Below are 24144 nucleotides of genomic sequence, written 5' to 3'. Positions count from 1 at the left end.
TTTGTATGCATAACGCGAAGTTTATTCCGAGAAGACAAACGGGATTGTCACCGTGGTGTTGCCGGCACCGGCCTCGCCAAAGTTCCATTCACTGACTTTCTTCTTGATTTCTTCGTCAAACTTGGCATTGTTCGTCGTAGAAGACTTGATGGACATAGAAACGACCTTGCCTTCCGGGCCAATCGTAAACTTCAGGACGACTCTGCCCTCGAAACTCGGGTCGTTTTCCCTGTACCTGTTGTAGATGTTCCTGAGCGCCGGTGTGCGATTCTTCACGACCTTCATGATGTCGGCAGCCGAGCGGGGGCCCTTGGCCTTGACTTCATTCTCCTGCGCAGTCGCGTGGCCGCCCACATTCGCGTCACTGATACCCCCGCTGCCGTTCTTCGCGGAACCGCCGAGCTTATCGCCGTCGCCCTTGACCCGACGTCCACCTTTTTTGCCGGAATCGCCTGCAGCGTCCGAGAAATCGAACGGGACAATCAGAGTCTTGTTGTTGCTCCCCGGAATCTCGCCAAAGTCCCATTTGCTGACTGCCTCCTTGATTTGCTGGTCAAAATCAAGTTCGCCTGTCGTCGTGCCCTCGATAGAGATGTCGATGATGTTCCCGCTTGCCGCGATGGTGAACTTCAGCATGACACGGCCCTCGAACTTCTTTTTCGTGTCTTTTTTGTACTGCTTGTAGATGTCGTCAAGTTCCTGGTAGTGCTGGTTTATGACCGCATCGAGATCCTTGCTGGAGCGGATGGCGTCGTCTTCGTCTTCTTCGAAGTTGCTCTCGAAACCTCCGAACAGGGGCGCCCAGTAGTAGTTGTAAATCTGGTCGACATCCACATAGGGAACTTCGTTGTCGCCCTTCCAGGCCTTATACTTGGTGACCTTGATGGTGCACCGCTTCTTGTCGCCCGTCACGTCGATGTAATAACGGTGCGATACCGTGCCGACCATCCCGTACCCGGCGTAGAGCATGGCGAGGTGCCTTTCCGTCACGATTCGGCCCGCCATCGGGTCGGCCTTGGTAAGCTCGACTCCCCTGCCCACAAAGGTCCTGATGACCGCGTTGTAGCACACATGGTGAGGCTGGTTGTAGGTCCTGGTGAGGTACTGGTCGTAGAGCGCAGGATCGTTCAGTTGCATGGTCTTTGCGCAGCCCGAAAGAAGGGCGACAGAAGCGACGAGTAATGCAAGAAGGGGCTTTTTCATACTTTCTCCTTTTGGCGAGGCAGGTCACGCCGGAGAATGTAAAAAAAAAACATATAGTTAGCAGAAAGTTTGGAAAAACAGGGTGATTTTGATGCGATTGGGGCTCGGTTTGGGCGTAGGGAGCGCGAGATGTGCGATGGTCGCCTTACCGCATGCAAATACGACGTGCGATTTGCCGCAAGACGCGCAGGCCGTAGGTAACGACGTTCAGGTTGGATTTTTCGCCGGCATAGCGCGTGGGTATCGGGAGTTCGGCAAGTCGCCACCCGCGGGCGTCGGCGATGGAGATGATTTCCAGGTCGATGTCGAAGCTCGGGCTGAGTTTCGCGAGGTCAAGCGTCTTCAAAAATTCCGCATTGTAGACAATGAAACCGCTGTGGCGGTCCGTAAGTTTCTGCCGGAAGGCGATGTTCTCGAGCGCAGTGAGAAATGCGCCGCCGATACGCTTGTGGAGTGGCATGTTGCCGGCACGGGCTGCCCCCGGGACGAGGCGGCGCGAGCCTTGCACCAGAGCGATTGCGGGAGAATTGCCCGCGGAGGAAATGTCCGCTGTTTCAAGATGCGCGAAGAATTCGCCAAGTTGTTCTGCAGGGTACTGCCCGTCGCCGTGCAGGCAAGCAATGTATTTTGCGCCGGAGCGGAGCCCCTCGGAAATTCCGCACTTGACAACGGCTCCGTACCCACGGTTGAATTCGAAACGCATGTACTCAAGATGGGCGGCATTTTTTGTATTCGGAGCTGCACCGACAAACGTTTCGTAAGCCCCGCGCGTATCGTCCTTCGAGCCGTCGTCAATCACGAGCACCTGCGCGCGTTCCATGACCGCGAGTGGAATGCGCCCCAGCACGCCGACGAGAGTCGCAGCGACATTGTATGCAGGAACAAAGATAAAGTAGTCGGGAATCATTGTTAAACGGAATAATGCTTCACGAACCAGGAGAGCGATTCTTCCAGAGCGGTGTCGAGCGGGATGCGCGCCCTGAACCCGAGCAGGCGCTCGGCCTTCGCAACCGAGGGCATGCGACGCATCGAATCGTCATAACCCGCGCCGTAGTATTCCTCGCCCGAAACGCTTTGCGGTTCCGGCAACGAAGAAACGTCCACCCCGCACAACTTCCCGAAAATCGTGCGCATTTTCTGCGCCAGTTCCGCAATCGAAACCTCGTTCCCCGCATTCCCGACATTGAACGCCTGCGAAAATACACCAGCATTCGGCGCGGCACCTACCTTCAATTCGCTAGCACCAGGCGCAGAACCTACCTTCGATACACCCGCGGCATCTCGACCCGAGTGACCTGCGCCCGCCGCGGTTTTACAACCAGAATCCGGCGAATCACCGACACCAAAACTCAACGCGCATCCAAGCCCAGCATCGAACAGCGCAAATAAGAAATCAATCGCATCGTGCACGCTCGTAAAGCAGCGCTTCGCCTTACCGCCGTTCACGAGCTTCAGGGGTTCGCCCCGCAAAAGCGCCGTCGAAAAGTTCGCGAGCACCCGCGGGATTCCCTCGCCGTCCACGCCCGGCATAAAGTCCATGTACGGCCCGACAAAATTGAACGGGCGAACCACCGTCCAGCGCAAGCCGGACAGCCCCGCGATAAACCGTTCCGCCAGGAGTTTCGCCGTCGCGTAACTCCAGCGGCTCGCGGTAACGGGCCCGAACACGGCAGGCGTCGAATCTTCCACCAGCTCGCCCGAATCGGCAGCAGTCTTCCCGTAAATTTCGGACGTGGAAAAATGCACGAGCCAAGCACCCGAGCGGGCGCATGCTTCGGCCAATGCCGCCGGATGGTCGTAGTTGCTCCGGATAACCTCGCACGCCTCCCCCATGTAACGGCTCGGCGTACAAATTGCCGCAAGGTTCACCACCAGCGGGAACTGCGTGATGCGCTCCACGACGGCAGGGTCGGCCAAATCCGCACACAGGAACTCGCACCGCTCATGATTCAGGCGGTGCTGCAGCCTGTAGAAATCGAGATCCACGCCAAAAACACGCCAGCGGGTACGTTCCAGCACGGCGTCGAGCAAATGGCTACCGATAAAACCACCGCAGCCCACGATGGCCACGGTGAAACTACTGTCGTCGAAGCGGGGGGTCATTACTCCTTGACCTTGAAGGTCCCGGACTTGCCCGCCTTGGACTGCTTGGAATACGGGTAGACGTAGATGTAGGCGTCGTCTGCCGCAACAATGCCCTCGGCATCCAGCTTGATGCTGTACTCGTTGCAGGTCTTGCCATCGATTACAGCGTCGTCGATGCTTTCTTCGAGCAGGTTCACCTTCTTCGCGCCCTCGTCGAAGCGGAGCTCAACACCGAAGCCGCCAAAATCCATGTCGGAGCCGAACACGACCTTGATGGTCTCGCCCACCTTGAATTCCTCGCCGCCCTTCGGGGAAACGACCTTCACACCGTCGGTCACGGAGCAGTCCGCAGTATCGTTGTTGCTCGGACCGGTGGAAGATTCATCGTCACCGCAAGCGAAAAACGCGAGCGAACTTGCAAGAATCAAAGCATGGGTAAACTTCATAAATTCCTCGTTTGTTGTTTATGTGAACAATATACAAAAACGCCTAGCGGGCCACGACCTGCTTGCGGATTTTTTCGGACAAATCGCGCCCGCCCAGCTGCGCGATGCACTCGAACGCGAATTCCTCGGCGGTTCCGGCCCCGCGGCTCGTGACGATATTGCCGTCCACCACCACGCGGTCTTCCACAAACTTGTTGCAGACAAGTTCCTCCACGCAGCCCGGGAAGCATGTCGCCGTCCTATCCACAAGAAGCCCGGCCTTGCTCAGCACGAGCGGGGCCGCGCAGATGGCGAAAATCCACTTGTTCTTGTCGTTAAAGTCACACACGACGCGCTCCACGTCGGCAGACGCCTTGAGGCGCTGCACGCCGGGGCCGCCACCCGGCAGGAGAACGGCATCGAACTTGGCGGTATCGGCACCCGAAAGCGCGAAATCGGCCGCAATCTTGAGCCCGTGGGCACCCGTCACGAACGAATCGCCCGAAACGCTCGCAAGCGCCACCTCGAAGCCCGCCCTCTGGAAGTAATCGAACGGAGTGACGAACTCGGTTTCTTCAAAGCCATCGGCCATAAGGAAAAGTATCTGCATATTGAACCTCTTTTTGAGGAAAATAATAAATTCAAAGACTATTCATCTTAGACCGACTTCGCTATTCGTTCCGCAATCGCCCCTATTTTTTCATACGATATCAAATGGCAGAGCATATCGGTAAACTTTCCATACTTCCGGTATAAAAGATTAAATGTAAAGTAGGCTGCTCTTATGCCCTTAGACTCCGGACGACGTCTCCATATATTTTTCAAGCTATATATTTCCTTATAAATCCAATGATACCCTTGATACAGATCCTGCCTAGTCATTCCTCTTGGTTGATAAACCACATGAGCCGTATTGTAAAGGGTCAAGTCATCGGTAAGGATTCTTCCTTCCGATTTCATCCTGTCATAGAGAGCCGTTCCCGGATAAGGCGTCAGAATATGGGATGTGACCGTTTCAATCTTATTTTTCACAATCCAATCTAGAGTCGACTTAAAGACTTCAGGCGTATCGCCATCCAGCCCGAACACGAAACTAGCATTAATCATGATACCCCTTTCATGAATAGCCCTTATCGCTTTCTCATATTCCTGCGTGTGGTTCTGAACCTTGTGAACTCCACTTACAGAATCCGGATTGATACTTTCAAAACCGATAAACAAACTTTGGCATCCCGAATTTTTCATCAAGTCAAGCAGTTCATCATCGAATGCGGCATTGATGGACACGGCCGCCCTCCACTTTAATCGCATCGGCATAATTTCTTTCAGGAACTGTTTTGTCCATACTGGGTTCCCTGCAAAATTATCATCGATAAACATGATGTGTCTCGAACGAACCGCCTTGATGTCCGCCAAAACATCTTGAATATTGCGATTTAAGTATTGATGTGCTTTAGCGCTGTTATAGCAAAAATCACACCTAAAAGGACAACCCCTGCTTGTGTGAACGACATGACAGTATAAGTATTCGCCTTTCTTGAGGAAATCGTATGCAGGAGAAACTATGAGGTTCCCCTCTTGCAGTTTTGGACAGCGATAGACAGGCTTCAGATTGTTGTCCAGAAAATCCTTTATAATCTCCGGCCAAGTGCCTTCTGCAGCGCCAATGCAAAGCACATCAAAAGCATTTGCCGGAATCGTATCATGAGCGGTCGTCACATGAATTCCACCTGCAACAACAATGGAGCCTTTTTCACGAAAACGTCGCGCTATCTCGATGGCCCTCGGCAAGGTGTCAACCGTAACCGATATTCCAACAATGTCAGGCACATCATCATAATGGATTTGCTGAATATTTTCATTTTCCAGTTGTACCCTGTGCTCTTTTCTGACCAGATTCACAATCGTGAGCAGGCCCAAAGGAGGTGCCATGTGCAACTTTATGTCCGTATCCATTGGACGACGGTGCATTTGGGGTTGAATCAATTTGATAAATAGCTGTTTTTTCACTGGTACAATTATAACAACACATACTTCACTACTCCCCTCGGGCTACATTTTTTACTACATTTGTGCCCATGAATTTCAAGGACCGCATTATCCGCGCCACGGGCAAAAAGACGCCCTTCCGCCTGATTGTCGTCGACTTGACCGCGACGATGAACGAAATCGGCAAGCAGCACAACGCACAGGGGTTCGCCCTCAAGCTTTTGGCCGAAAACTCCATCGCAAGCATTTTCCTGAGCGCAAGCCTCAAGTACGCGGGCACGGTCTCGCTGACTACGCGCTTTGGCGGTGAAATCACGAAGGTTTCTTCCGACACGACGCCGATGGGGCTCGTGCGCGCGATGATCCCGCAGGCAGAGCTCCAGGCCGTGGGCGGTAACGAACCCGCGCTCATCCCGCAGAGCGTGCAGGTCGTGAAGCTCAACGAGCAGGGCAAGCGTGTCCACGAGAGCATCATCGAGGCGCCCGCCGTTTCGATGGGCCAGAACCTCGCCACCTACCTGCTGCAGTCCGAGCAGATCCGCTCCGCCGTGGGCATCGAGGCGGCATTCAACCGCGAAGACCCGAGCAAGCTCGACTACGCCGCAGGGTTCTATATCGAGGCTTTCCCCGACCTCGAGGACAAGGATATCAACCTCATCGAAGTCATCGTGCAGAACTTGCCGAACTTCAAGGACATGAACACGCCCGAGGGTTTTGACCTGGACGAGCTGCTGGACCAGCTGCGCGGGCCGTACGAAATCGATATCGTGAAAGAAATCGACCCGAAGGCCTACTGCCCCTGCAGCCGCGAACGCATGGTGGCGACGCTTGCAACGCTCCCGCTCAAGGACCTGCAGGAACTGGAAGCCGAGGGCAAGGACCTGGAAGTCGTCTGCGACTTCTGCCGCACGCCGTACCAGATTACGGTCGCGGACTTGCGGAGCATTATAAACGAGAGAAAGAAATAGCCCTATGTTTACGAAGCAATGTGTCGTTACCCTGGACCTTGAAGGTGTCCTCGCCCCCGAAATCTGGATTGCCGTCGCCGAGAAGACGGGTATCGCGGACCTGCGACTCACCACGCGCGACATCCCCGACTACGACGTGCTCATGAAGGGCCGCATCGCCATCCTTGATCGCGAGGGCATCAAGCTCTCGGACATCCAGAACGTCATCGCGAACCTCGGGCTTCTGGACGGCGCGCGCGACTTCATGGACAAGCTTCGCGACGAGACGCAGGTGATTATCCTTTCGGACACGTTCCAGGAATTCGCCTACCCCATCATGAAGAACCTCGGATTCCCGACCATCTTCTGCCACAATCTCGTGGTGGAAAACGACCGCATCAGGGGCTACCACCTGCGCATGAGCGACCAAAAGACGAAGGTCGTGAAGCACCTGCAGGAGCTGAACTTCAAGGTGTTCGCTTCGGGCGACTCCTTCAACGACACGGGCATGCTCAAGCAGGCCGACAAGGGGTGCTTCTTCTGCGCGCCGGACTCTATCGTGGCGCAGTTCCCGCAGCTCGAGGCCACAAAGACTTACGCCGAGTTGCTCGAGAAGTTCCACCAGTTCCAAAACACGCTGTGAGACAAACATCTTTTTTAGTCGATAAAAAAAGGAGACAACAATGAAGCTCTACACGACAGACTTTATCAGCGGCAAAGAATTCGAAACCCTCCAGATGGTGCGTGGAAGCGTGGTCTTCAGCAAGAACGTGGTCCGCGACGTATTTGCCGGCCTCAAGACGATTATCGGCGGCGAAATTGCCGGCTACACCGAAATGCTCAACGACGCACGCAACATCGCCATCGAACGCATGACGCGCGAAGCGGCCGCCGTCGGAGCAGACGCCATCGTGAACGTGCGATTCGCTACGGCATCCGTAATGGCCGGCTCTGCCGAAATTATCGCCTACGGGACAGCGGTAAAATTCAAGAATTAAACAAAAAACCGCATCTTTTATCACGCAAAAGCCACCTGCCGTTGCGGGGGGCTTTTATTTTGTATATATTTAAAGTATTCGGAATGCCCTCAGTGGCAGAAAGGAGGAAACATGTTCTACGAACATTGGAAAAAGATTGCACTTGCGCTGGCCGGGCTCTTTTGGGCCAGCTGCGGAGACGACGGCTCCAGCGATGAAGTTTCTATGTTTGCTCCCGAATATGGCGTTCAGGTAATGCCATCCGACTCTATAGGGGGTGCGGTTTGCCTTTATGGGGTAGAGGCTCCAGTCATTATCGAACAGGGAGTCCTTTGCTACAACGATACCGCAACGAACGATTCGGGCAAGGTGTTCAAGATTATCGACTGCACCGACGGCAACAAGTACCTGAGGGACCCCTCTGCTGCGGGTGCGGAAGGCGTCGAGCTCCCCGAAGGAGTCCAGGTATTCGCCCCGAAGGCCGGCAGCGGAAAAGCCATAAACTGCACAGAAAATGGTGACGTCTGCATCGAACGGAACCCGAACATTTCCGAAGAACTGGATTCGCTTGCAGGCTGTCACCCCATCATCGACTGTCCGGAAAAGCAGGATTAATCACAAAACATAATTTAGGAGGAAACATGTTCTACAAGCATTGGAAAAAAATTGCACTTACGTTGACCGCTTTCTTCTGGGCCAGCTGCGACAACTCGCCTAATGAAGCGCCCATGTACGGAGCGCCGCCCTGCGATTCGAACCACTGCATGGAGGCCCCCGAAAGCAGCGACGCAAACGGCACGCAGTCCAGTTCCAGCGAAACAACCGCTTCGTCGAGTTCCGAGGCGGCCAAACCCGAAAGTTCCAGCAGCGTGTTCGAACAAATCATGCCCGCCTACGGCGTAGAAGTAGACTTCACGTGTGTACCCATGGATTCCAGTGTCGCATATTTCGCTACAGATTACAGCGCAGACACCCAAAAGATGTGGAAAGAGGAACAGGCCAAGCACGATGCCGTAGACAAGATTGATTCCATCAAGCAGACCCTGGCAGAAACGCCCATGTGCCTCGAGAACTTGCGCAGGGAACTTGACATGTTCGTAGCCCTTTACGGCGCCCCGACCGTCATCAATAATGCGGTAGAATCCTGCAGCGATGGCTCTACCAGGCCCAGCGAAGAATACGCCAGGTTCCTCAAGATGCAGGAAGAGTGGGAAGCGAACAAGCCTGCCCTGGACGAAGAACTCCAGAAGGTCTACGAAGACAAGATGAAGGAAATCGAAGAACGCATCAACAAGTGCATGGAGAAATAGACGAAAGAACGGCTCTATGAGCCTATAGACGAAAGTCGAAAAATATGATAAAAAAGCATTGGAAAAAAATTCTATTGAGCCTCTGCTCCATGCTCTGGAGCGGCTGCAGTGATGATTCCTCCAGCGATAGCCCTTCAGCGGGCAACAAGCTTATTGCCTGCGATTTTGATCAGATATGCCCCAAATATGGTATTTTCTACGATTGCGAAAACGAGGAAGATGCGATTGCCGGGAACTTCGAGAATTGCACCATGTCGTATCCGGCGTGCACAGACACGTACTATTGTGAAGACGACGTCACCTGTTTCCAATCGACCGACGACGAAACGAAAACTTTCGACTGTCACGACGAAAAGGATAAAAAGACGCTCTATAGCGAAGACGAATTCAAGTCAAAATACTACGTCGAAAGTGAGCGCATCCATTAAATTTCACATTACACACTCCTCATTTCACACTCCACACTTTTTATGCAACTCTCTCTTAAAAAGAAACTCGCACTCGAAGCATATCGCCTTTACCGCCACAACGAAATCAAGGCGCACCCGCTCACGTACTTTTTCTGGGAATGCACGCTGCGCTGCAACCTGCACTGCCTGCACTGCGGTAGTGACTGCGTGAAGGACGCCATCCCGGATATGCCCCGCAAAGACTTCATGGGTGTGCTGGATAAACTCGCCCCGCACATCGACCCGAAGCACTTTATCGTGGTGATTACCGGCGGCGAACCCTTGATGCGCCAGGATCTCGAAGAATGCGGCCAGGAAATCAAGAAGCGCGGCTACCCCTGGGGAATGGTCAGCAACGGCCTTGCGATGACCCCCGAACGCTACACCAAGCTGCTGAATGCAGGGCTGCGCTCGCTCACGATTAGCCTGGATGGCCTCAAGGAAAGCCACAACCATTTCCGCGGAGCCCCCACGAGTTTCAATAACGCACTCCGAGCTATCGACATGGCCGCTCACACGCAAGGCCTCACTTTCGACGTGATGACCTGCGTGAACCGCCAGAACTTGAAGGAACTCCCGAAGATTCTCGACATCCTCCTGAAAATCGGCGTGAAGCGTTGGCGTATCGCGACAGTGTTCCCGAAGGGCCGCGCGAAGGACAATCCGCTGTTCCAGCTCACGAACCAGGAATTCCGCCAGGTGTTCGATTTTATCCGCGAAGTGAAGAAGATGAACGTCATCAACGTGAACTACGGCTGCGAAGGGTTCCTCGGCAGCTACGAGAAGGACGCCCGCAACTACCCGTTCTTCTGCCGTGCCGGCGTGAACGTTTCTTCGGTGCTTTGCGACGGCAGCATTTCTGCCTGCCCAAGCCTCCGCGGCGACTACATCCAGGGCAACATCTACAAGGACGACCTCTGGGACGTGTGGCAGAACCGCTACCAGGTAATGCGCGACCGCAGCTGGGCAAAAATTGGCGACTGCAAAAAATGCAAGTACTGGCGCTACTGCGAAGGCTCCAGCCTACACCTTAGAGATGAGAAGACTAAAGAATTGGCCTACTGCCATGTAAAACGCTTGGAAGCCGCCGGGGCATAGCCCCATCAGATTTACTTAACGAGGCCGAAGCGCAGCGGACGTTCGCCCTTCACGCGGAGCACGTACACGCCTCGGTCGAGGCGGTTCAAATCAACCACCTCGCCAGCCGAAGCAAAGCCGTCCATCACGATGCGGCCTCGCAAATCCGTGACCGCATACTGGACGTTGCGGGAACCCGTGTATACGAAACTGCGGTTGCCCTCGCCCATACGGAGCTTCGACACCTGCGAAGCCAACACTCCAACCACGCGCACCGTCGAAGGCTTCTGCGTGAGTCCATAAAGAAAGCCGAACACTTTTTCTTTCACTTTCGTATCGTAGTCGTCCTCGTCGTAAAATTCGTGCGGCATGTCGTCGACAAAGTATGTCTCGTGATCAACTTTCTTTGCCTTGAGAACGGAATCGATAACAAAGCTTCCATACAAGGTAGGAGTCTGAATTTCAAAGGAATCTATTCCGGCCAGCGACATCTGCACCATGTTCACACCCAAAGTCGCGGCGATATTCCTTAGCGGCCGCCCCGTCTTGAAAAGCACCGTGCTATCGGCGGTACCGTGAACGAGCAACACGGGGGTTTCGGTATTCCCGATGATAGAGGGGTCATGGACAGCGCCCCACAAAGCAACAACGGCGTTCGCCTCGGATTCCTCACCCGCCACGCCAAAAGGATTAAGGCCCCCCAGGTCGGGAACTTCATGCGCAACAGGCGGAATTTCGGAATCCTTGTCCATGTAGATATTTTCAAGGGCCAAAATTGCCCCCGCGCTGTTGCCCAGGAGATAGATGCGGTCCTTGTCGATTCCAAGTTTATCGGCATTGGAACGCACATAGCGCACCGCCGCACGCACGTCCTGGATTCCGCGATAGACCGACCTCGAAAAATCGAGACTGTCGATGGAAAGGACCTTGTTTTCGATTTTCGTGGCAATGCCCAGGCGATACTGCACCGAAATAGCCACAAAGCCGCGAGCCGCAAGCGAATCGCAATAGGTGACAGACTGCTGGTCCATATCGGCCTTGTTTCCCGCCGCAAAAGCTCCGCCATGCATCACAAGGACAGCGGCCCGCTTGTTCCCGGAATCGTCCTTGGGAGAATAGACGTCCATGTGCAATTCGACAGGAGCCATATCCGTTTCATTTTCGTAAAGATAAATCGCACTTTCGGCACCCTTCATCGCGATCATCAAGCGCGTGATGGAAGTCGCCTTGTTGAGGTGCGGGACATCGGATGCGTAGACGACATCCTTCTCGACCGAGACATCGAACATGCGGTCCTTGTAGCGTTCTCCCGCATACGAAACGGAAAATGCAAAAGCAAGCGCAAGAAAAGCTAGAATTCCCTTTTTCATGGCAAATCCTTTTTTGTGCGTCCTATGCGCAATTATAACAAATTATTGGGCGCCGCTATCGGTCCGGATAATCCATGCATTATCCGCATCGGCGAAATCGACGTTGTAATCGTAATCGGGCTTGTAGCCGAGAGCATCACCATCGACGGGCTTGCCGCCCGCCGTGAACAGGTTATCCTTCATCGCGACAAAGCCGACCGTCGAATCTACCGGAGAGCCGTCCTCGTTATACCAGCGGTAAAGCGTCACGGCCATTTCGTTATTGAAAACGTTGGATTCGACAAGGCAGCGTGCAGAATCAGAACAGACCACGCCAGACAACTCGACACCATCGAAGAAGTTGCTGTAGGCATGGAGCACACCGCCATGCGAGAGAACACCATCCCTGCTCAGGCCCGCAAAGTAACTGTGATGCACTGTCAGGCTCTGTGCGGTATCCTTGATGATATCGCCCGAAAGTCCAAAGAGCACGCCCGTCTGCGCATTTTCGAAGCGCGACCAGGAGATAGTCACGTTGTGCGAGCCGCGCTTCACGTCGAGTTCCACCAGCGGGTATTCCTCGAAGGTGCAGTGGTCCACCCACACGTGATGCGAGCGGTTGTGTATCGAAAGAGCCCTGCGCGAGCTGGTATCGAGCACGGTTATCGCGGGAGCCGTAAACGTGATGTTTTCGAAAATCAGGTTGCTCGATGTTTCGGTAAGGATTCCCATGCCAGCAAAGCGCACGTCGCGCCCGCGGCCATCAAAGGTCTTGTCGTTCTTGAGGCGGAGCGGAGACTGCAAGTTGTATGTACCGCTCTTCTCGAAAAGAATCCACGTGGGGCCTTCGCGATAGGCACAGTCACGGAGAGAACCCGGAGCGATTACGGCAGAAGTCTTCGCATTGCCCGCAGAATCGACATCCGTCGTGTCCTCGACAATCAGGTAATCGTCCGTCGTGGTGACGATGCAGATTTCGCCTTCCGCCCTAGAGATGTTCCCCAGGGTATCGGTAATGCCCGCAGCACCCAGAGTACCGACAGCATAGCCCTCCATCTGGGCAAGCAGCGCATCGTGTTCGCTCCAGTCCTTCCCGGGATACTTGCTCGCTACCGGCTCACGGTTCTTGAACACCTTTATTTCGGATTCGGGATCCGTGCAATCTACATACAAAGTATCGCCCGGCACGAAACTGAGCGTAGCCGAATTCTTTTCGGCAGCATCGGCTACATGGATGTCGAAAATTCCCGCCGGAAGCGAGTCGATGACAAAGTGTCCACTGCTGTCGGGAACAACGAAGCGGTCGAGACCCACCACGCGAATCACAGGAGCTTCCGAGCCAAGGAAAACGAAGCCTTCGATACTCGAAAGTTCTCCGAGCCGGACCGTATCGATTCTGGAATCGTTCGAATCGAGCGTAAATTTGAGCACAGCGCCCGAAGCCCTGGAATCGCGCACGTTCCTGACTTCAACCGCGTAGGCCCCCGGTTCCGCAGCCATTTCCACGAAGCCGTCCGCATCGGATTCCATCCACTCGGCAGAAATTTCGCCATCGCTCAGGAAATCGCCGGGGAGCATGCGGATTCGCGCTTTAGGGGCAGGAGACCCGTCGGCAAGCTGCACCTGCAGGGCGAATGTAGATTCCGCCTCGGTTCCGCCCGCAACCTTCCCGTCGTTGCTACAGGCCGAAACCAGACCCGCGCCCAGCAAGGCCGAGAGTCCGGCCGAGAGCGCTTTGCAAACTTTAGATAAACTAAGCCTCATCCGAACCCTCCACATCACCATCTTTCTCGACACCAGTAGCATTTTCACCCGCAGCAGCATCGAGCCCCGCTATACGGCGCTTGCGACCCCTGCGCTTGGGAGGCGGATACGGGTCCGAAAGCGGGAACAGCTGCATCCCGAGCTGGAAGACCCGATTCGGCTTTTCGCACTGGCCAACCTTCGCCAAGACTTCGCGACGGAAGCGACGGACCATTTCTACCAGTTCGCTATATGTCGACTCGTCGCAAGCAAAAGCCAGCGTCGAAAGATTGCGCTCGCCACGGCCAAAGCGGTCCATCGCATCTTGCGCCACGTTCAGGTTCTGCTGAATATACGAATTCACCGCCGTGCTGTAAGATTCCGAGCCGCTCGAAATCAGACCCTGCGTCTGTTCGTAGAACCCGGTCTCCGGATTCTTCTTAATCATCGAGAGGCGTTCGAGAAGCGCGATGGAAGAACGCACCTGAGAGCCCGTAATCGGCGGACGCACCATGAGACCAAGCGCAGCATCGTCGCCCACATAGGGGTAAAAAGTCACAAGTTCGCGGACTACAGCGTGGTACCAGTGATCAAAGTATTCGAACTGGTCTTTCGCCACGTTCTCCACCTTGCATTCCTTGGTGGCGACAAGCTTTTCGAGGTATTGCCTGCTTTCGGAATGGTTTTTCGCCTGGTTGAAGGCGACCATGTCGGCAAAATAAGATTTCTCTCGCGCATCGGAGCAGAAGATATCGGCAAAAACAGAAACGAGGCGTGCGGTCAAATTGCGCTTGCCCTGCAAAATCTTGTTGAACATCGACGCATCGAAACCGGCACGCTCTGCAATATAGCGGTGGCTAAAGCGCCAGTCACCCGCATGGCGTTCCTCGTAGGCATCGCGCAAAAACTCGCGATAATTCAAATACTCAAATAGATTGATCATTTCACCTTAAATATAACAAAAGCGTCTACATTTCGAATATTTAAAAAGTCTACACTTCAAAAAAAATTCCCTGACGTGATTTACCCCACACCATCGCGGAATAAATCACCCCAAAAAACTATCTGGAGAAGTAGCGTCCCTTCGGGAGTTTCGAATGCGTCTTTTCGCCGGGGACCATGCGACCGAGGGCATTGAAGCGACGGCCATCGCGAACCGCAGGAACATCCGTCGGACGTTTCACAATCGCATCCGTTCCACTCGAAGACGATTCTACATCGCCCTTCACCTTCGCCGGCTTGCACCCCGTGCGGTACACGCCCTTGATGTCGAAAGCAATCATGTCGATATTCGGTCCACCATCTGCCGAGACAGAGGCAAGTTTCACCTTAAAGTCAAGCGCATCCACCCACACGTCCTCGACGTAAGCGGTATCCCACTTGTCCCAGCTTCCAGTAGACTTGAATGTCACATCGTACTCACCATTATCGACAGTCAGCTTCATATCGCGATCCGTATTTCCTTGGAACGAATAGCGGATCATCACGCGGGCGTTCGATGCGGACTGGTCCGAAGTCACATTGTAAGTAGCCGTGCTGTAGGCCGAATTGTCAAAGTTGAAGAAGCCCAGGCCCGTATAGCCTTCGTGGTTCGCCTCGGTCCAGCCATCACCCACTTCGGGGTTAGCCATGTCAATCGGAGAAGGCCAGGCTTCGTCGGCAACACCGTCAAAACAAATTTTCGGGTCAAACGAACTCGACGATTCAGGCCCAGCGGAGCTGGAAGAGGTCGGGCTATCGAGAGAATTTTCTTCGCCGTGCGAAGTCGGCTGGCAGGCGGGCCCTCCGTCAAAGACAGCCGTATAGGTCGCAGCTCGGTAGAGGGTCTTTTTCCCGTAGTAGTTCGAATCGGCAGAAAGCTTATTGCAGTCGTCATCGTACCAGCCAACGAACTTCTTGCCAAAGCTACCTGGGCTTACATGCAAAGTAAGCGGAGCGCCGCCGGGGAGTTGCTGGTTATGCGTAATGAGTCCCTTGCTGTTCGAAACATTCGCCTTGACCGTAAATGCGAAACGCGGCTTGAGGGAGGACACGAGCTGCGTCAGGTTCGCCTTGTTTTCAGCAGAAATGTACGATTCATTTTTCAGGGCACTTTCAAGTTCCTCGGCAATCCACTGGCAATGAGCAATAGAGCCCGATTCCTGGAAATGCGTCGTTCCGTCGTTGGTGACACCATCCGGATAATTCGGGTACTCTCCCTTCAGGAACATCTTGAACTGGTAGCGGGAAACATACGCCGGGTCCCAGCTCTTGCTATAAGCATTGTAGGATTTTGCATTTAGGTTCACGTAGACGGCGCCGTTTTTCTTGGCGAGTTCTTCCATCTTGCCGACAACGTTGTATTCAGTAAACACATTGCGGCCATTCGCTCCCATGTTCATGTTCATCGGGGTCACGTACACCAGGGTAACGCCCGCACCTTTAGCCACATCGGCATATTGCTGTAGCCAATAGCCAAGCGAATCAAAGGGAACCTCACGAGGCTTACTTCCAAAATAGCGGTCATTATGCCCGAACTGGACCATCATGATATCGCCCTTCTGCAGTTTGGCCTTGACCTCGTCCAGGCGGCCTTCCTGCACGAACGTCTTTGAACTGCGACCGCCGATAGCGTAGTTCACCACCTGAACGCGGGAACCGTCAAAGAAACTACCCAGGATCTGCCCCCAGCCCGTTTGCGGGTAGGCATTGTCCTTGTAGTTACAGACCGTAGAGTCGCCAATCACGTGGACCTTAAAGCTCGTAGAATCGCTCACGGCAACACCCGCAAACACGGCAGCGGCGATGAGGAATTTAAACACTCCCTTCATATCTACCTCACCTTCGCCCACGTGGCGACAAACTTTTCGCTACCCGAGCGGACAACGACGCGGTAAAGCCCCGCCGTGCGCACAGTTTCGGACAAATTCATTTCGCCCGCAGAAGCGGTCTTGCGCATTACCAGGCGGCCACGCATGTCAAACACGCTCACGTCGGCATCACGCACCAGAGAGAGCATGCTGCCACGGAGTTGCACTCCCGCATTTGCGGCCACGCCGCGCAGAACCGTCATCGACGTATCAGTCGTATCCTTAGTCGAATCCTGAACTTCGGGGCAGCCCTCGCTCACGCGGCACACGCCTGCAAGGCTGAAACCGAAGGCATCAATGTTCGGCGCGCCGTCACTCGTAAGCGACATAATCTTGAGTTCCGTTTCACCCTGCGGGGCATCCATCACCACGTAGGCCGTATCCCACTTGTCCCAGGCACCCGTAGGCGGCGCACTCACGAGGTAGTCGTGGTCCAAATAGGCATTGAACATGCGGTCCGTATTTCCACCATTGGCGTAGCGCACGGCAAGAGTCACGTAACCCGCCGCCGGAAACTTGACCTTGTAAGAAGCGAAAGACGTCTGCGAGTTTTCGAGATTGAAGAAGCCATCGCCCATAAAGCCGGTCCAGTTGTTTTCCTTGTAGCCGATGCCCGTATCGGGGCTATAGGCATCGAAGAACTTCTTGATGTTCTTGTCGACCTCGACATCAATCTGCTCGGTGCCTTCAATCGGAGTAAACGGAACGAACGTCACATCGGCAAGGCTCTTCGGAGTCGTCGTCGGGAAAGCCGTCAACGCCTTGCCGTCACCGGTATACTTCTGCGCCGTACCGCCCTCATAAACCGCAGTATATTGCGTTGCGGCAGAGCCCATCACGAACGTATGGATGTAGGGAGACTTCACATTCGAGCGGCTCGGTGCCCCCACCTTGTTGCCGTTGCCGTCGTACCAGCCGAGGAATTTCTTGCCACTCTTCGGCATGGTCTTGAGCATCACGGTCATTCCCTGCGGGTAATACGCACCGAGGGACGTCGCATCGGCAGCACCTTCGGGGCTCACCTTGACATCCACCTGGTACATGGGCGCCATGTAGTCGCCGAGCTTTTTCACAATCGGGTCCGTATGCGCACGCATCTGTTCGGTAATGATACGCCCGAAGGCGTTCGCACCGTTCATCTGCAAGTGCACCTGGTCCGTCTGGTCACTGCCCAGGTTGCTGTATTCTGCCTTGGTCGCATAGTTGAAGATGAACTGAGCCGCATACTGCTCGCCCACCGAAATCATGTAGTTCGCGACCATCTCGCTCATGTCGATAAACGGCACGTTGAGTTCTTCGGCGAGGCTCTTGTTGAGCGCCGGATAACCGCGGTAGCTGTTATGAATCTGCGTCGGGGAATCGTAATACAGGCGGCGAATCGGGCTCATGATAATCGGGTATGCACCCTTCGCGCGGACATCGCTCACCATCTTCTTCATGTTGGAAGCGAAGAAATCCTCGGTACTGTAGTTCACGTCATTGATTCCGAACTGGATTACGACGTAATCGCCCGCCTGAAGCTTTTCGGCAATGCAGTTACCGGCAGAACAGCCCTTCTTGAAGAACATGTCGTAATAGCCAACAGCGGTATTGCCCTTCTTGTCCTTGCCGCCGCCACCGAGCGACATACCGCCCTGACCACGGTTCACCACCGCCGCCTTGGTCGGGTCGAACCAGAAATGGAAATCCTGGCCCTGCCCCTGCTTGGGATAGTAGCCCTCGTTCCAATCCTGCATGGTGGAGTCGCCACACATGTAGATGGTCACTTTCGCGAGCACCGCGGGAGCAGCAAGCATCGAGGCGATTACGGCACCCTGCCAGATTTTAGAGAAAGCACCCATTACTTCACCATCCTCGTTGCGGCGACAAGCTTGCCGTCAAGTTTCACCTTCACCACATACAAGCCCTTCGGGAGCAGTTCGCTATTCAGCGAGATACCGTTCGCGCCAGCGAAAACACTTGTCGTCACGGCCAGGCGCATATTGCCCGACACGTCGTAAAGGTAGACCTCGGCAAAGCCAGCCTTCGGGGTAAAGAGCACGCCCGTCGAAGGGTTGAAGGAAACCCCGCCCTTGAACGGGACGACCGATGCAACCATCGTGGTATCGTCAAGCTTCTGCGTACCGTCGTAAAGTTCCACGCCGTCGATACCGAAGGTGAACATGTCAAAGTTCGGGCCGCCGTCACTCGTCATCGAGGTAAACGTAATCGTGTTCACGCCAGCGGCAATCTTCACGTCAATCTTCGCCTCGGAATAGGTCGTCCAGGAGGCATCTGTCGAGGGGAAGCTAATCGTACCGGCAGAAGCGCCGTTCACGGTAACCGACATATTGCGGGAAGTACTCCCACCGTTCGTGAAGCGCACCGTAAGCGTAGTCTTCGCCTCGGTCTTCGAGAAGATTTCCCAGGTACCGTAGCTCGAAAGCGCATTGTCAAAGTTATAATAGCCGTTCTTGAGGAAGCCCTCGTTGGTCGTTTCCGTCCAGCCCTTGCCATCCTTCGGGGTAGAGGCATCCAGTTCGGACTTTCCGTTGTTCACCACCGGAGTCGTGTCGGCAGGTGCCGGGTCCTCGCCCACCACGAAGATGCTCGGTTGCTTGAGCGACTTCGCCATATCGGGCAAGAAGTATCCCGGATGAGGCGGCTGGTTGTAGGCCGTATTTTCGGAAGCGACAGCAGTGCGGTAAGTAGCATCGTGCATCAGCGTGTAAAGACGGTACGGAGACGTCACCGGAGTCGAGACAATGTATATCGTGGTCGGATCCTTTTCGCTACGCACCACCAGTTCTTCGCGCCAGTCGCCGAAGAGATCTGCCACGAGGCTCGGCGTATTCTTGGTGCCATTGCAACCCGTAGCACCGAGAGCGGCAGGCCCGTCAAAATAGACTTCGGACTTGATATCCTTAGAATTGAATTTGGTCACGTAGGCGCCATCCAGGAGTTCATCCTGCAGGTCGCCGTCAAAGTAGATGCGGAAGTTTTGAGAAACAGAAGGCGTGCCGATTTTCTCGTGCTTTACGGTAAACATTCCACCGCCCTTCGCAGACCACATCTCGTAACCGCGATGGGTAGAATCCACGTCGGCAGCCATACCACGACCGTTGTCTACGCCAGGATTCGGCTGAGCCGTCCCCCAGATAATCGTGCCATCGTTTGCACGGAGTTCATCGGTGTACTTGGCATCCTTGTGTTCGTGCACGTCCCAGGATTCAAGGCCCGGACGGTCCGGATCCAGGTCACCGATGTGGTGGGCGTCGCCATGGCCAAGTCCCGTGCGGTAACGCAGCGTGCCGTCATGGTTCAGGGCCGCAGCACCGAAGAACACTTCATCGTAACCGTCGCCATCGAGGTCAGCCGCCTGGAGGCTGTGGTTTCCTTCGCCGTAAAGCCCCTTGTCCGGGTCTTCGGATTTGTGGAGCCAACGCAGCTTCAAGTCCTTTCCATCGAAATCGTAGGCAGCCACGTAGGCAGAGCTATAATAGCCGCGAGCGAAAATAGCGCTCGGATGCACGCCATCCAGGTAGCCCGTTGCCGCCAGGTAGCGTTCGCAGCGGTTGCCGTAGTTGTCGCCCCACTTGCCCTTAGCCTGGGGCGAAGAATGGCTCAAGATATTGCGACTCGGTTCGTACGTAACCGTCGTAATCGCCGCACCGTCAACACCGCGGAAAACAGTCAGGTATTCGGGACCATCGAGGATTGTTCCCGCAGAGCTGCGGTAATCCTTCGACTTGTCGCCAATCGCCTTGCCCGTACCGTCAATGGTACCGTCGGCAGTCTTCACAATCATTTCGGCCTTGCCGTCGCCATCGTAGTCAAACACTTGGAACTGCGTGTAGTGAGCACCCGCGCGAATATTCTTGCCGAGGTCGATTCGCCACAGGCGCGTACCGTCGAGCTTGTAGGCATCGATGAACACCGTGCCCGTGTAGCCCGTCTGGGAATTGTCGTGGGCATTGCTCGGGTCCCACTTCAAGATAAGTTCGTATTCGCCGTCGCCATCGAGGTCGGCAGCGCTCATGTCGTTCGGAACGTAAGTGCAGGTTTCGCCATCGGGCATCTTCTGGCTTGCAGGGACTTCCAGCTTGATAGTCTTGTACGGGAAGCCCTTCCCGCTGTTCGAAACCGTCTTGTCGAGCACCACGGAAACAGCCTGCTTGGCGCCTTCCTTGCCGTTCACCACGGCAGCAACCGTGTACTTGGAAGTTGTCTTGCCGGCGGCGTCCAGGTAGTTCGTGCCACCGGTCTTCCCGATAGAGGCCACCTTCTCGCCATCGCGGTAGAGGTTGAATTCCGTCGCGGGGTCATCTGTACCCAAGAGACGCCAGCTCACGAGCATACCCTTGCCCGTGTTCGTGACCGCAAGGCCGCGCGAAAGATTTTCCATCTGGCGCTGAGCCGCGAAAGAAGGTTGTGCAAGCCCGAAAACAGTTGCCGCACAAGCAAACAAGGCCGTAGTTCTGAAACCAATCACCATACTTTTCTCCAAGTTTTAAGAGACGGAACAGCCCGGACACCACATTCCACCATTCCTAATATATATTCTAAACAAAATAAAGCAAAGTACCCATACACATAAACTATACAAAACGCATCACAAACAGGCTTCCGGGCGCACGAATCCGTTGCCCACGGACAACGCGCCGTCTTCCCTTTCCTAAATATAGTTCATTCAAAAATAAAAAGTCTACAATTTTTTGTAAATTTTTTAAATTTTCTTATTTTTAAGAAAAGTAATAAAATTAAAAGTCTACATTTTGTAATAACTGTAGACACAACTGTAGACCCATTTTTGCCCAAAAACAAAAAAAAACGGCCAAAAAGCCGTTTTTTTGGCAATTGCAAAAGGTTTTACGCCGTCTAGCCAAAAATTCTGGCGTAAAGCCCCGGCGCGAACTTCTCGATATACCCCATGACGAGGATAAACACGATTACCGCGGGCAAAATCCACTTAAAGTAGAAGCAAAGCACGGGATTCGTGGGTATATTGAAGCCCTTTCCGAAATTCGCCTCGGTGAGGAAGTTTTTCTGTTTCCAGCCGAACTTGTGGTTGCAGAAAAGCACGAACACGAGCGAACCCAGCGGCAGGAGCGTATTGGAAACGAGGAAATCTTCGAGGTCGAGCACGCAGCTCCCGGCACCGAAAGGTTCGAATCCGGAAAGCACGTTGAACCCGAGCGCACACGGGAGAGAAAGCAGCACTATGGCAACAAAGTTCCAGCGGACCGCCTTCGTGCGTTCCACGCCGTGGGCGTCAATCCAGTAGGCGATAATGTTTTCGAATACGGCGACAAGCGTCGAGAGTGCCGCAAACGAGAGGAATAGGAAGAACGCCGCTCCGCAAATACGACCCGCGGGCATCTGCGCGAACACATTCGGGAGCGTCGCGAAAATGAGGCCGGGACCCGCCCCGGGTTTTACGCCGAAAGCAAAGCAGCTCGGGATGATGATGAGGCCCGCGAGCAGCGCAACCGCTGTATCGAGCACGCAGATGTTCGCCGCCTCCTTCGGGAGGCTGTGGGTCTTACCGATGTAGCTTCCGAAAATGGCCATGGACCCGATACCGATGCTGAGCGTAAAGAAACTCTGACCAAGCGCCGCAAACATGACCTTCCCGATCCCCGCCTCCTTCAGTTTCGCAAAATCGGGCTTGAGGTAGAATTCGAGCCCTTCTCCCGCGCCCGGGAGCGTAAGTACACGCACCACAAGCAAAAGCATTATGAACAAAAGAGCGACCATCATGACCTTGGTGACGCCCTCCACACCGCGTTTCACGCCGAGCGCCACGATGGAAAGCCCGAGGAATGTCGCGACAATCATCCAGAAGCAAAGAAGCGGCCCGTTTCCGAGCATGTCGCCGAAAGCGGCACCAACCCGTTCAGGCGTCATCCCCATGAGGTCGCCCATCGTAACCATACGGTAGAAGTAATAGAGCATCCAGCCCGTGACCGTCGTGTAGAACATCATGAGCAGGTAGTTCCCCACAATCATCGGGATGCCCGCATAGTGCCACTTGTGGCCAGGCTTTTCAAGCACATTGAAAGCCCTGCCTACCCCCCGCTGGGCTGCGCGACCCACGGTAAATTCCATCACCAGAATCGGGAACCCGAAAATCAGCAAGAACAGCAGATAAATTAAGATGAAGGCGGCACCGCCATACTGCCCCGTGATAAACGGGAACCTCCACACGTTACCGAGCCCGATTGCACACCCCGCGGCCACCAGGATGAAGCCCAATCTAGATCCAAAACCTTCGCGTTTTTCACTCATATTTCCTCAAATATACTATATTTGTGTCGCATTTTTAAGCAAACAGGTCAAAATGAGCGAAAACTACAAATACGGATTCGTGACGGATATCGAGAACGAGGCCTTCGAGAAGGGCTTGAACGAAGATGTCATCCGAAGAGCCTCCAAGCTCCGCGGCGAACCGCAGTTTATGCTCGATTTCCGACTAAAAGCCTATGAAAAGCTCCAGCAAATGGAGCAGCCGAACTGGGGCGAGCTGAGTTTTCCGCCAGTGGACCTGCAGGACATCGTCTACTACTCCGCCCCGAAGACCAAGAAGAGCCACGAAAAGATTGAAGACGTGGACCCTGAGTTGCTCGCGACCTTCGAAAAGCTCGGCATTCCGCTGGACGAACAGAAGCGACTTGCCAACGTGGCCGTGGACGCGGTCTTTGACTCGGTGAGCATATACACCAGCCACAAGCGCAAGCTCATGGAAATGGGCATCCTGTTCTGCAGCATCAGCGACGCCATCAAGGAATACCCCGAACTCATCGAGGAATACCTGGGAAGCGTGGTGCCCGCGGGCGACAACTACTTTGCAGCACTCAACAGCGCCGTCTTTGGCGACGGAAGTTTCGTGTACATTCCGCCCGGAGTCAAGTGCCCGATGGACCTTTCCACCTACTTCCGCATCAACAACAAGGAAGCGGGCCAGTTCGAACGCACTTTGATTATTGCCGACGAAGGCGCCAGCGTAAGCTACCTCGAAGGCTGCACCGCTCCGGAATACAGCAGCAAACAGCTGCACAGCGCCATCGTGGAACTGGTGGCCAAGGACAACGCTAGCATCAAGTATTCAACCGTGCAGAACTGGTACGCGGGCGACCGCGAGACGGGCGCTGGCGGCGTGTACAACTTCGTCACCAAGCGCGGAAAGTGTGCCGGCAAGAACAGCCGCATCAGCTGGACGCAGGTCGAAACGGGTTCCGCCATCACATGGAAGTACCCGAGTTGCGTGCTGCTGGGCGACAACTCCGTCGGTGAATTTTACAGCGTGGCCCTCACCAACGGGCACATGCAGGCCGATACCGGAACCAAGATGATCCACATCGGCAAGAACACCAAGAGCACGATTATCAGCAAGGGCATCAGCGCCGACTACTCCAGCAACGCCTACCGCGGCGAAGTGAGCATCCGCAAGTCCGCCACAGGCGCCCGCAACTACACGCAGTGCGACAGCATGCTCGTAGGCACCAAGAGTGCGGCCCACACGTTCCCCTACATCACTGTCGCAAACGCTAGTTCCACCACGGAACACGAAGCAACGACCAGCCGCATCAGCGAAGACCAACTTTTCTATTTCGAGAGCCGCGGCATCAAGCGCGAAGACGCCATACAGGCGATGGTGGGCGGATTCTGCAAGGACGTGTTCAAGGAACTCCCCGGCGAATTCGCGACCGAGGCAAGGCAGTTGCTGACGCTCAAGCTCGAACACAGCGTAGGCTAATGCAGC

The 24144-nt window shown here is 54.6% G+C and carries 21 protein-coding genes; 8 read left to right on the top strand and 13 right to left on the bottom strand.

Going from position 1 to position 24144, the window contains the following annotated elements:
- Positions 1-21: 21 nt before the first annotated feature.
- The 6 genes from B4B27_RS13130 to B4B27_RS13105 all read right to left on the bottom strand — a co-directional run bounded on the left by B4B27_RS13130 (position 22) and on the right by B4B27_RS13105 (position 5684).
- Positions 22-1203, bottom strand: a complete 1182-nt coding sequence (locus tag B4B27_RS13130; RefSeq protein ID WP_290727101.1) for a TonB family protein — start codon at positions 1201-1203, stop codon at positions 22-24.
- 145 nt (positions 1204-1348) lie between these two features.
- Entirely contained in the window at positions 1349-2110 is a 762-nt protein-coding gene (locus B4B27_RS13125) for a glycosyltransferase family 2 protein (protein ID WP_290727099.1), read from the bottom strand.
- A gap of 2 nt (positions 2111-2112) precedes the next feature.
- The gene (locus tag B4B27_RS13120) at positions 2113-3306 is read right to left on the bottom strand and encodes an NAD-dependent epimerase/dehydratase family protein (RefSeq protein ID WP_290727097.1); all 1194 of its coding nucleotides are present in this window, start codon (positions 3304-3306) and stop codon (positions 2113-2115) included.
- Entirely contained in the window at positions 3306-3734 is a 429-nt protein-coding gene (locus B4B27_RS13115; protein WP_097035422.1) for a hypothetical protein, read from the bottom strand. Before B4B27_RS13115 ends, B4B27_RS13120 begins: the two co-directional genes overlap by 1 nt.
- A 43-nt stretch (positions 3735-3777) precedes the next feature.
- Entirely contained in the window at positions 3778-4323 is a 546-nt protein-coding gene (locus tag B4B27_RS13110; protein ID WP_290727096.1) for a DJ-1 family glyoxalase III, read from the bottom strand.
- A gap of 47 nt (positions 4324-4370) precedes the next feature.
- The gene (locus tag B4B27_RS13105) at positions 4371-5684 is read right to left on the bottom strand and encodes a B12-binding domain-containing radical SAM protein (RefSeq protein ID WP_349678262.1); all 1314 of its coding nucleotides are present in this window, start codon (positions 5682-5684) and stop codon (positions 4371-4373) included.
- Positions 5685-5791: 107 nt separating this feature from the next.
- On the opposite strand from B4B27_RS13105, the gene B4B27_RS13100 reads away from it, so the two are divergent.
- From B4B27_RS13100 to B4B27_RS13070, 7 genes are all read left to right on the top strand, one after another.
- The gene (locus B4B27_RS13100) at positions 5792-6670 is read left to right on the top strand and encodes an Hsp33 family molecular chaperone HslO (RefSeq protein ID WP_290727094.1); all 879 of its coding nucleotides are present in this window, start codon (positions 5792-5794) and stop codon (positions 6668-6670) included.
- 4 nt (positions 6671-6674) lie between these two features.
- Positions 6675-7292 (top strand): bifunctional phosphoserine phosphatase/homoserine phosphotransferase ThrH, encoded by a 618-nt coding sequence (gene thrH, locus B4B27_RS13095; protein ID WP_290727093.1) that lies wholly within the window; start codon positions 6675-6677, stop codon positions 7290-7292.
- Between the two features lie 40 nt (positions 7293-7332).
- Positions 7333-7647: a YbjQ family protein gene (locus tag B4B27_RS13090; protein ID WP_173381538.1), complete on the top strand. Its 315-nt coding sequence runs from the start codon at positions 7333-7335 to the stop codon at positions 7645-7647.
- A 111-nt stretch (positions 7648-7758) separates the two neighbouring features.
- On the top strand, positions 7759-8241 hold the full coding sequence (locus B4B27_RS13085) for a hypothetical protein (RefSeq protein ID WP_173381537.1): 483 nt from the start codon (positions 7759-7761) through the stop codon (positions 8239-8241).
- A 26-nt stretch (positions 8242-8267) separates the two neighbouring features.
- A complete protein-coding gene (locus tag B4B27_RS13080) occupies positions 8268-8936 on the top strand; it encodes a hypothetical protein (protein WP_290727092.1) in 669 nt (222 codons plus the stop codon).
- Positions 8937-8980: 44 nt separating this feature from the next.
- The gene (locus B4B27_RS13075; RefSeq protein WP_290727091.1) at positions 8981-9364 is read left to right on the top strand and encodes a hypothetical protein; all 384 of its coding nucleotides are present in this window, start codon (positions 8981-8983) and stop codon (positions 9362-9364) included.
- Between the two features lie 42 nt (positions 9365-9406).
- Entirely contained in the window at positions 9407-10483 is a 1077-nt protein-coding gene (locus B4B27_RS13070) for a TIGR04133 family radical SAM/SPASM protein (RefSeq protein WP_290727089.1), read from the top strand.
- Positions 10484-10494: 11 nt separating this feature from the next.
- On the opposite strand, the gene B4B27_RS13065 is transcribed toward B4B27_RS13070, so the two are convergent.
- The 7 genes from B4B27_RS13065 to B4B27_RS13035 form a co-directional block, all read right to left on the bottom strand.
- The gene (locus B4B27_RS13065) at positions 10495-11832 is read right to left on the bottom strand and encodes a carboxylesterase family protein (RefSeq protein WP_290727087.1); all 1338 of its coding nucleotides are present in this window, start codon (positions 11830-11832) and stop codon (positions 10495-10497) included.
- Between the two features lie 42 nt (positions 11833-11874).
- Positions 11875-13575, bottom strand: coding sequence for a right-handed parallel beta-helix repeat-containing protein (locus B4B27_RS13060; RefSeq protein ID WP_290727085.1), 1701 nt, complete (start codon positions 13573-13575; stop codon positions 11875-11877).
- Positions 13565-14497, bottom strand: coding sequence for a TIGR02147 family protein (locus tag B4B27_RS13055; RefSeq protein ID WP_290727083.1), 933 nt, complete (start codon positions 14495-14497; stop codon positions 13565-13567). Before B4B27_RS13055 ends, B4B27_RS13060 begins: the two co-directional genes overlap by 11 nt.
- A 118-nt stretch (positions 14498-14615) precedes the next feature.
- Positions 14616-16364: a GDSL-type esterase/lipase family protein gene (locus B4B27_RS13050; RefSeq protein ID WP_290727082.1), complete on the bottom strand. Its 1749-nt coding sequence runs from the start codon at positions 16362-16364 to the stop codon at positions 14616-14618.
- 2 nt (positions 16365-16366) lie between these two features.
- Complete coding sequence (locus tag B4B27_RS13045) at positions 16367-18244, bottom strand: GDSL-type esterase/lipase family protein (protein WP_290727081.1); 1878 nt, start codon at positions 18242-18244, stop codon at positions 16367-16369.
- Positions 18244-20877 (bottom strand): T9SS type A sorting domain-containing protein, encoded by a 2634-nt coding sequence (locus tag B4B27_RS13040; RefSeq protein WP_290727080.1) that lies wholly within the window; start codon positions 20875-20877, stop codon positions 18244-18246. Before B4B27_RS13040 ends, B4B27_RS13045 begins: the two co-directional genes overlap by 1 nt.
- 383 nt (positions 20878-21260) lie before the next feature.
- The gene (locus B4B27_RS13035) at positions 21261-22670 is read right to left on the bottom strand and encodes a sodium-dependent transporter (RefSeq protein WP_290727078.1); all 1410 of its coding nucleotides are present in this window, start codon (positions 22668-22670) and stop codon (positions 21261-21263) included.
- A gap of 52 nt (positions 22671-22722) precedes the next feature.
- Here B4B27_RS13035 and sufB point away from each other — a divergent pair, with 52 nt between their 5' ends.
- Positions 22723-24138, top strand: a complete 1416-nt coding sequence (gene sufB / locus B4B27_RS13030; protein WP_290727077.1) for a Fe-S cluster assembly protein SufB — start codon at positions 22723-22725, stop codon at positions 24136-24138.
- The last annotated feature ends 6 nt before the right edge of the window (positions 24139-24144 follow it).

The organism is Fibrobacter sp. UBA2449, assembly GCF_002342555.1.
GTDB lineage: Bacteria > Fibrobacterota > Fibrobacteria > Fibrobacterales > Fibrobacteraceae > Fibrobacter.
This window is presented reverse-complemented; position numbering and strand designations above follow the sequence as displayed.

Excerpts from the sequence above, each read along its gene's own strand:
- B4B27_RS13130 (WP_290727101.1), bottom strand. The coding sequence starts at position 1,203 with ATGAAAAAGCCCCTTCTTGCATTACTCGTCGCTTCTGTCGCCCTTCTT.
- B4B27_RS13125 (WP_290727099.1), bottom strand. The coding sequence starts at position 2,110 with ATGATTCCCGACTACTTTATCTTTGTTCCTGCATACAATGTCGCTGCG.
- B4B27_RS13120 (WP_290727097.1), bottom strand. The coding sequence starts at position 3,306 with ATGACCCCCCGCTTCGACGACAGTAGTTTCACCGTGGCCATCGTGGGC.
- B4B27_RS13115 (WP_097035422.1), bottom strand. The coding sequence starts at position 3,734 with ATGAAGTTTACCCATGCTTTGATTCTTGCAAGTTCGCTCGCGTTTTTC.
- B4B27_RS13110 (WP_290727096.1), bottom strand. The coding sequence starts at position 4,323 with ATGCAGATACTTTTCCTTATGGCCGATGGCTTTGAAGAAACCGAGTTC.
- B4B27_RS13105 (WP_349678262.1), bottom strand. The coding sequence starts at position 5,684 with ATGCACCGTCGTCCAATGGATACGGACATAAAGTTGCACATGGCACCT.
- B4B27_RS13100 (WP_290727094.1), top strand. The coding sequence starts at position 5,792 with ATGAATTTCAAGGACCGCATTATCCGCGCCACGGGCAAAAAGACGCCC.
- thrH (WP_290727093.1), top strand. The coding sequence starts at position 6,675 with ATGTTTACGAAGCAATGTGTCGTTACCCTGGACCTTGAAGGTGTCCTC.
- B4B27_RS13090 (WP_173381538.1), top strand. The coding sequence starts at position 7,333 with ATGAAGCTCTACACGACAGACTTTATCAGCGGCAAAGAATTCGAAACC.
- B4B27_RS13085 (WP_173381537.1), top strand. The coding sequence starts at position 7,759 with ATGTTCTACGAACATTGGAAAAAGATTGCACTTGCGCTGGCCGGGCTC.
- B4B27_RS13080 (WP_290727092.1), top strand. The coding sequence starts at position 8,268 with ATGTTCTACAAGCATTGGAAAAAAATTGCACTTACGTTGACCGCTTTC.
- B4B27_RS13075 (WP_290727091.1), top strand. The coding sequence starts at position 8,981 with ATGATAAAAAAGCATTGGAAAAAAATTCTATTGAGCCTCTGCTCCATG.
- B4B27_RS13070 (WP_290727089.1), top strand. The coding sequence starts at position 9,407 with ATGCAACTCTCTCTTAAAAAGAAACTCGCACTCGAAGCATATCGCCTT.
- B4B27_RS13065 (WP_290727087.1), bottom strand. The coding sequence starts at position 11,832 with ATGAAAAAGGGAATTCTAGCTTTTCTTGCGCTTGCTTTTGCATTTTCC.
- B4B27_RS13060 (WP_290727085.1), bottom strand. The coding sequence starts at position 13,575 with ATGAGGCTTAGTTTATCTAAAGTTTGCAAAGCGCTCTCGGCCGGACTC.
- B4B27_RS13055 (WP_290727083.1), bottom strand. The coding sequence starts at position 14,497 with ATGATCAATCTATTTGAGTATTTGAATTATCGCGAGTTTTTGCGCGAT.
- B4B27_RS13050 (WP_290727082.1), bottom strand. The coding sequence starts at position 16,364 with ATGAAGGGAGTGTTTAAATTCCTCATCGCCGCTGCCGTGTTTGCGGGT.
- B4B27_RS13045 (WP_290727081.1), bottom strand. The coding sequence starts at position 18,244 with ATGGGTGCTTTCTCTAAAATCTGGCAGGGTGCCGTAATCGCCTCGATG.
- B4B27_RS13040 (WP_290727080.1), bottom strand. The coding sequence starts at position 20,877 with ATGGTGATTGGTTTCAGAACTACGGCCTTGTTTGCTTGTGCGGCAACT.
- B4B27_RS13035 (WP_290727078.1), bottom strand. The coding sequence starts at position 22,670 with ATGAGTGAAAAACGCGAAGGTTTTGGATCTAGATTGGGCTTCATCCTG.
- sufB (WP_290727077.1), top strand. The coding sequence starts at position 22,723 with ATGAGCGAAAACTACAAATACGGATTCGTGACGGATATCGAGAACGAG.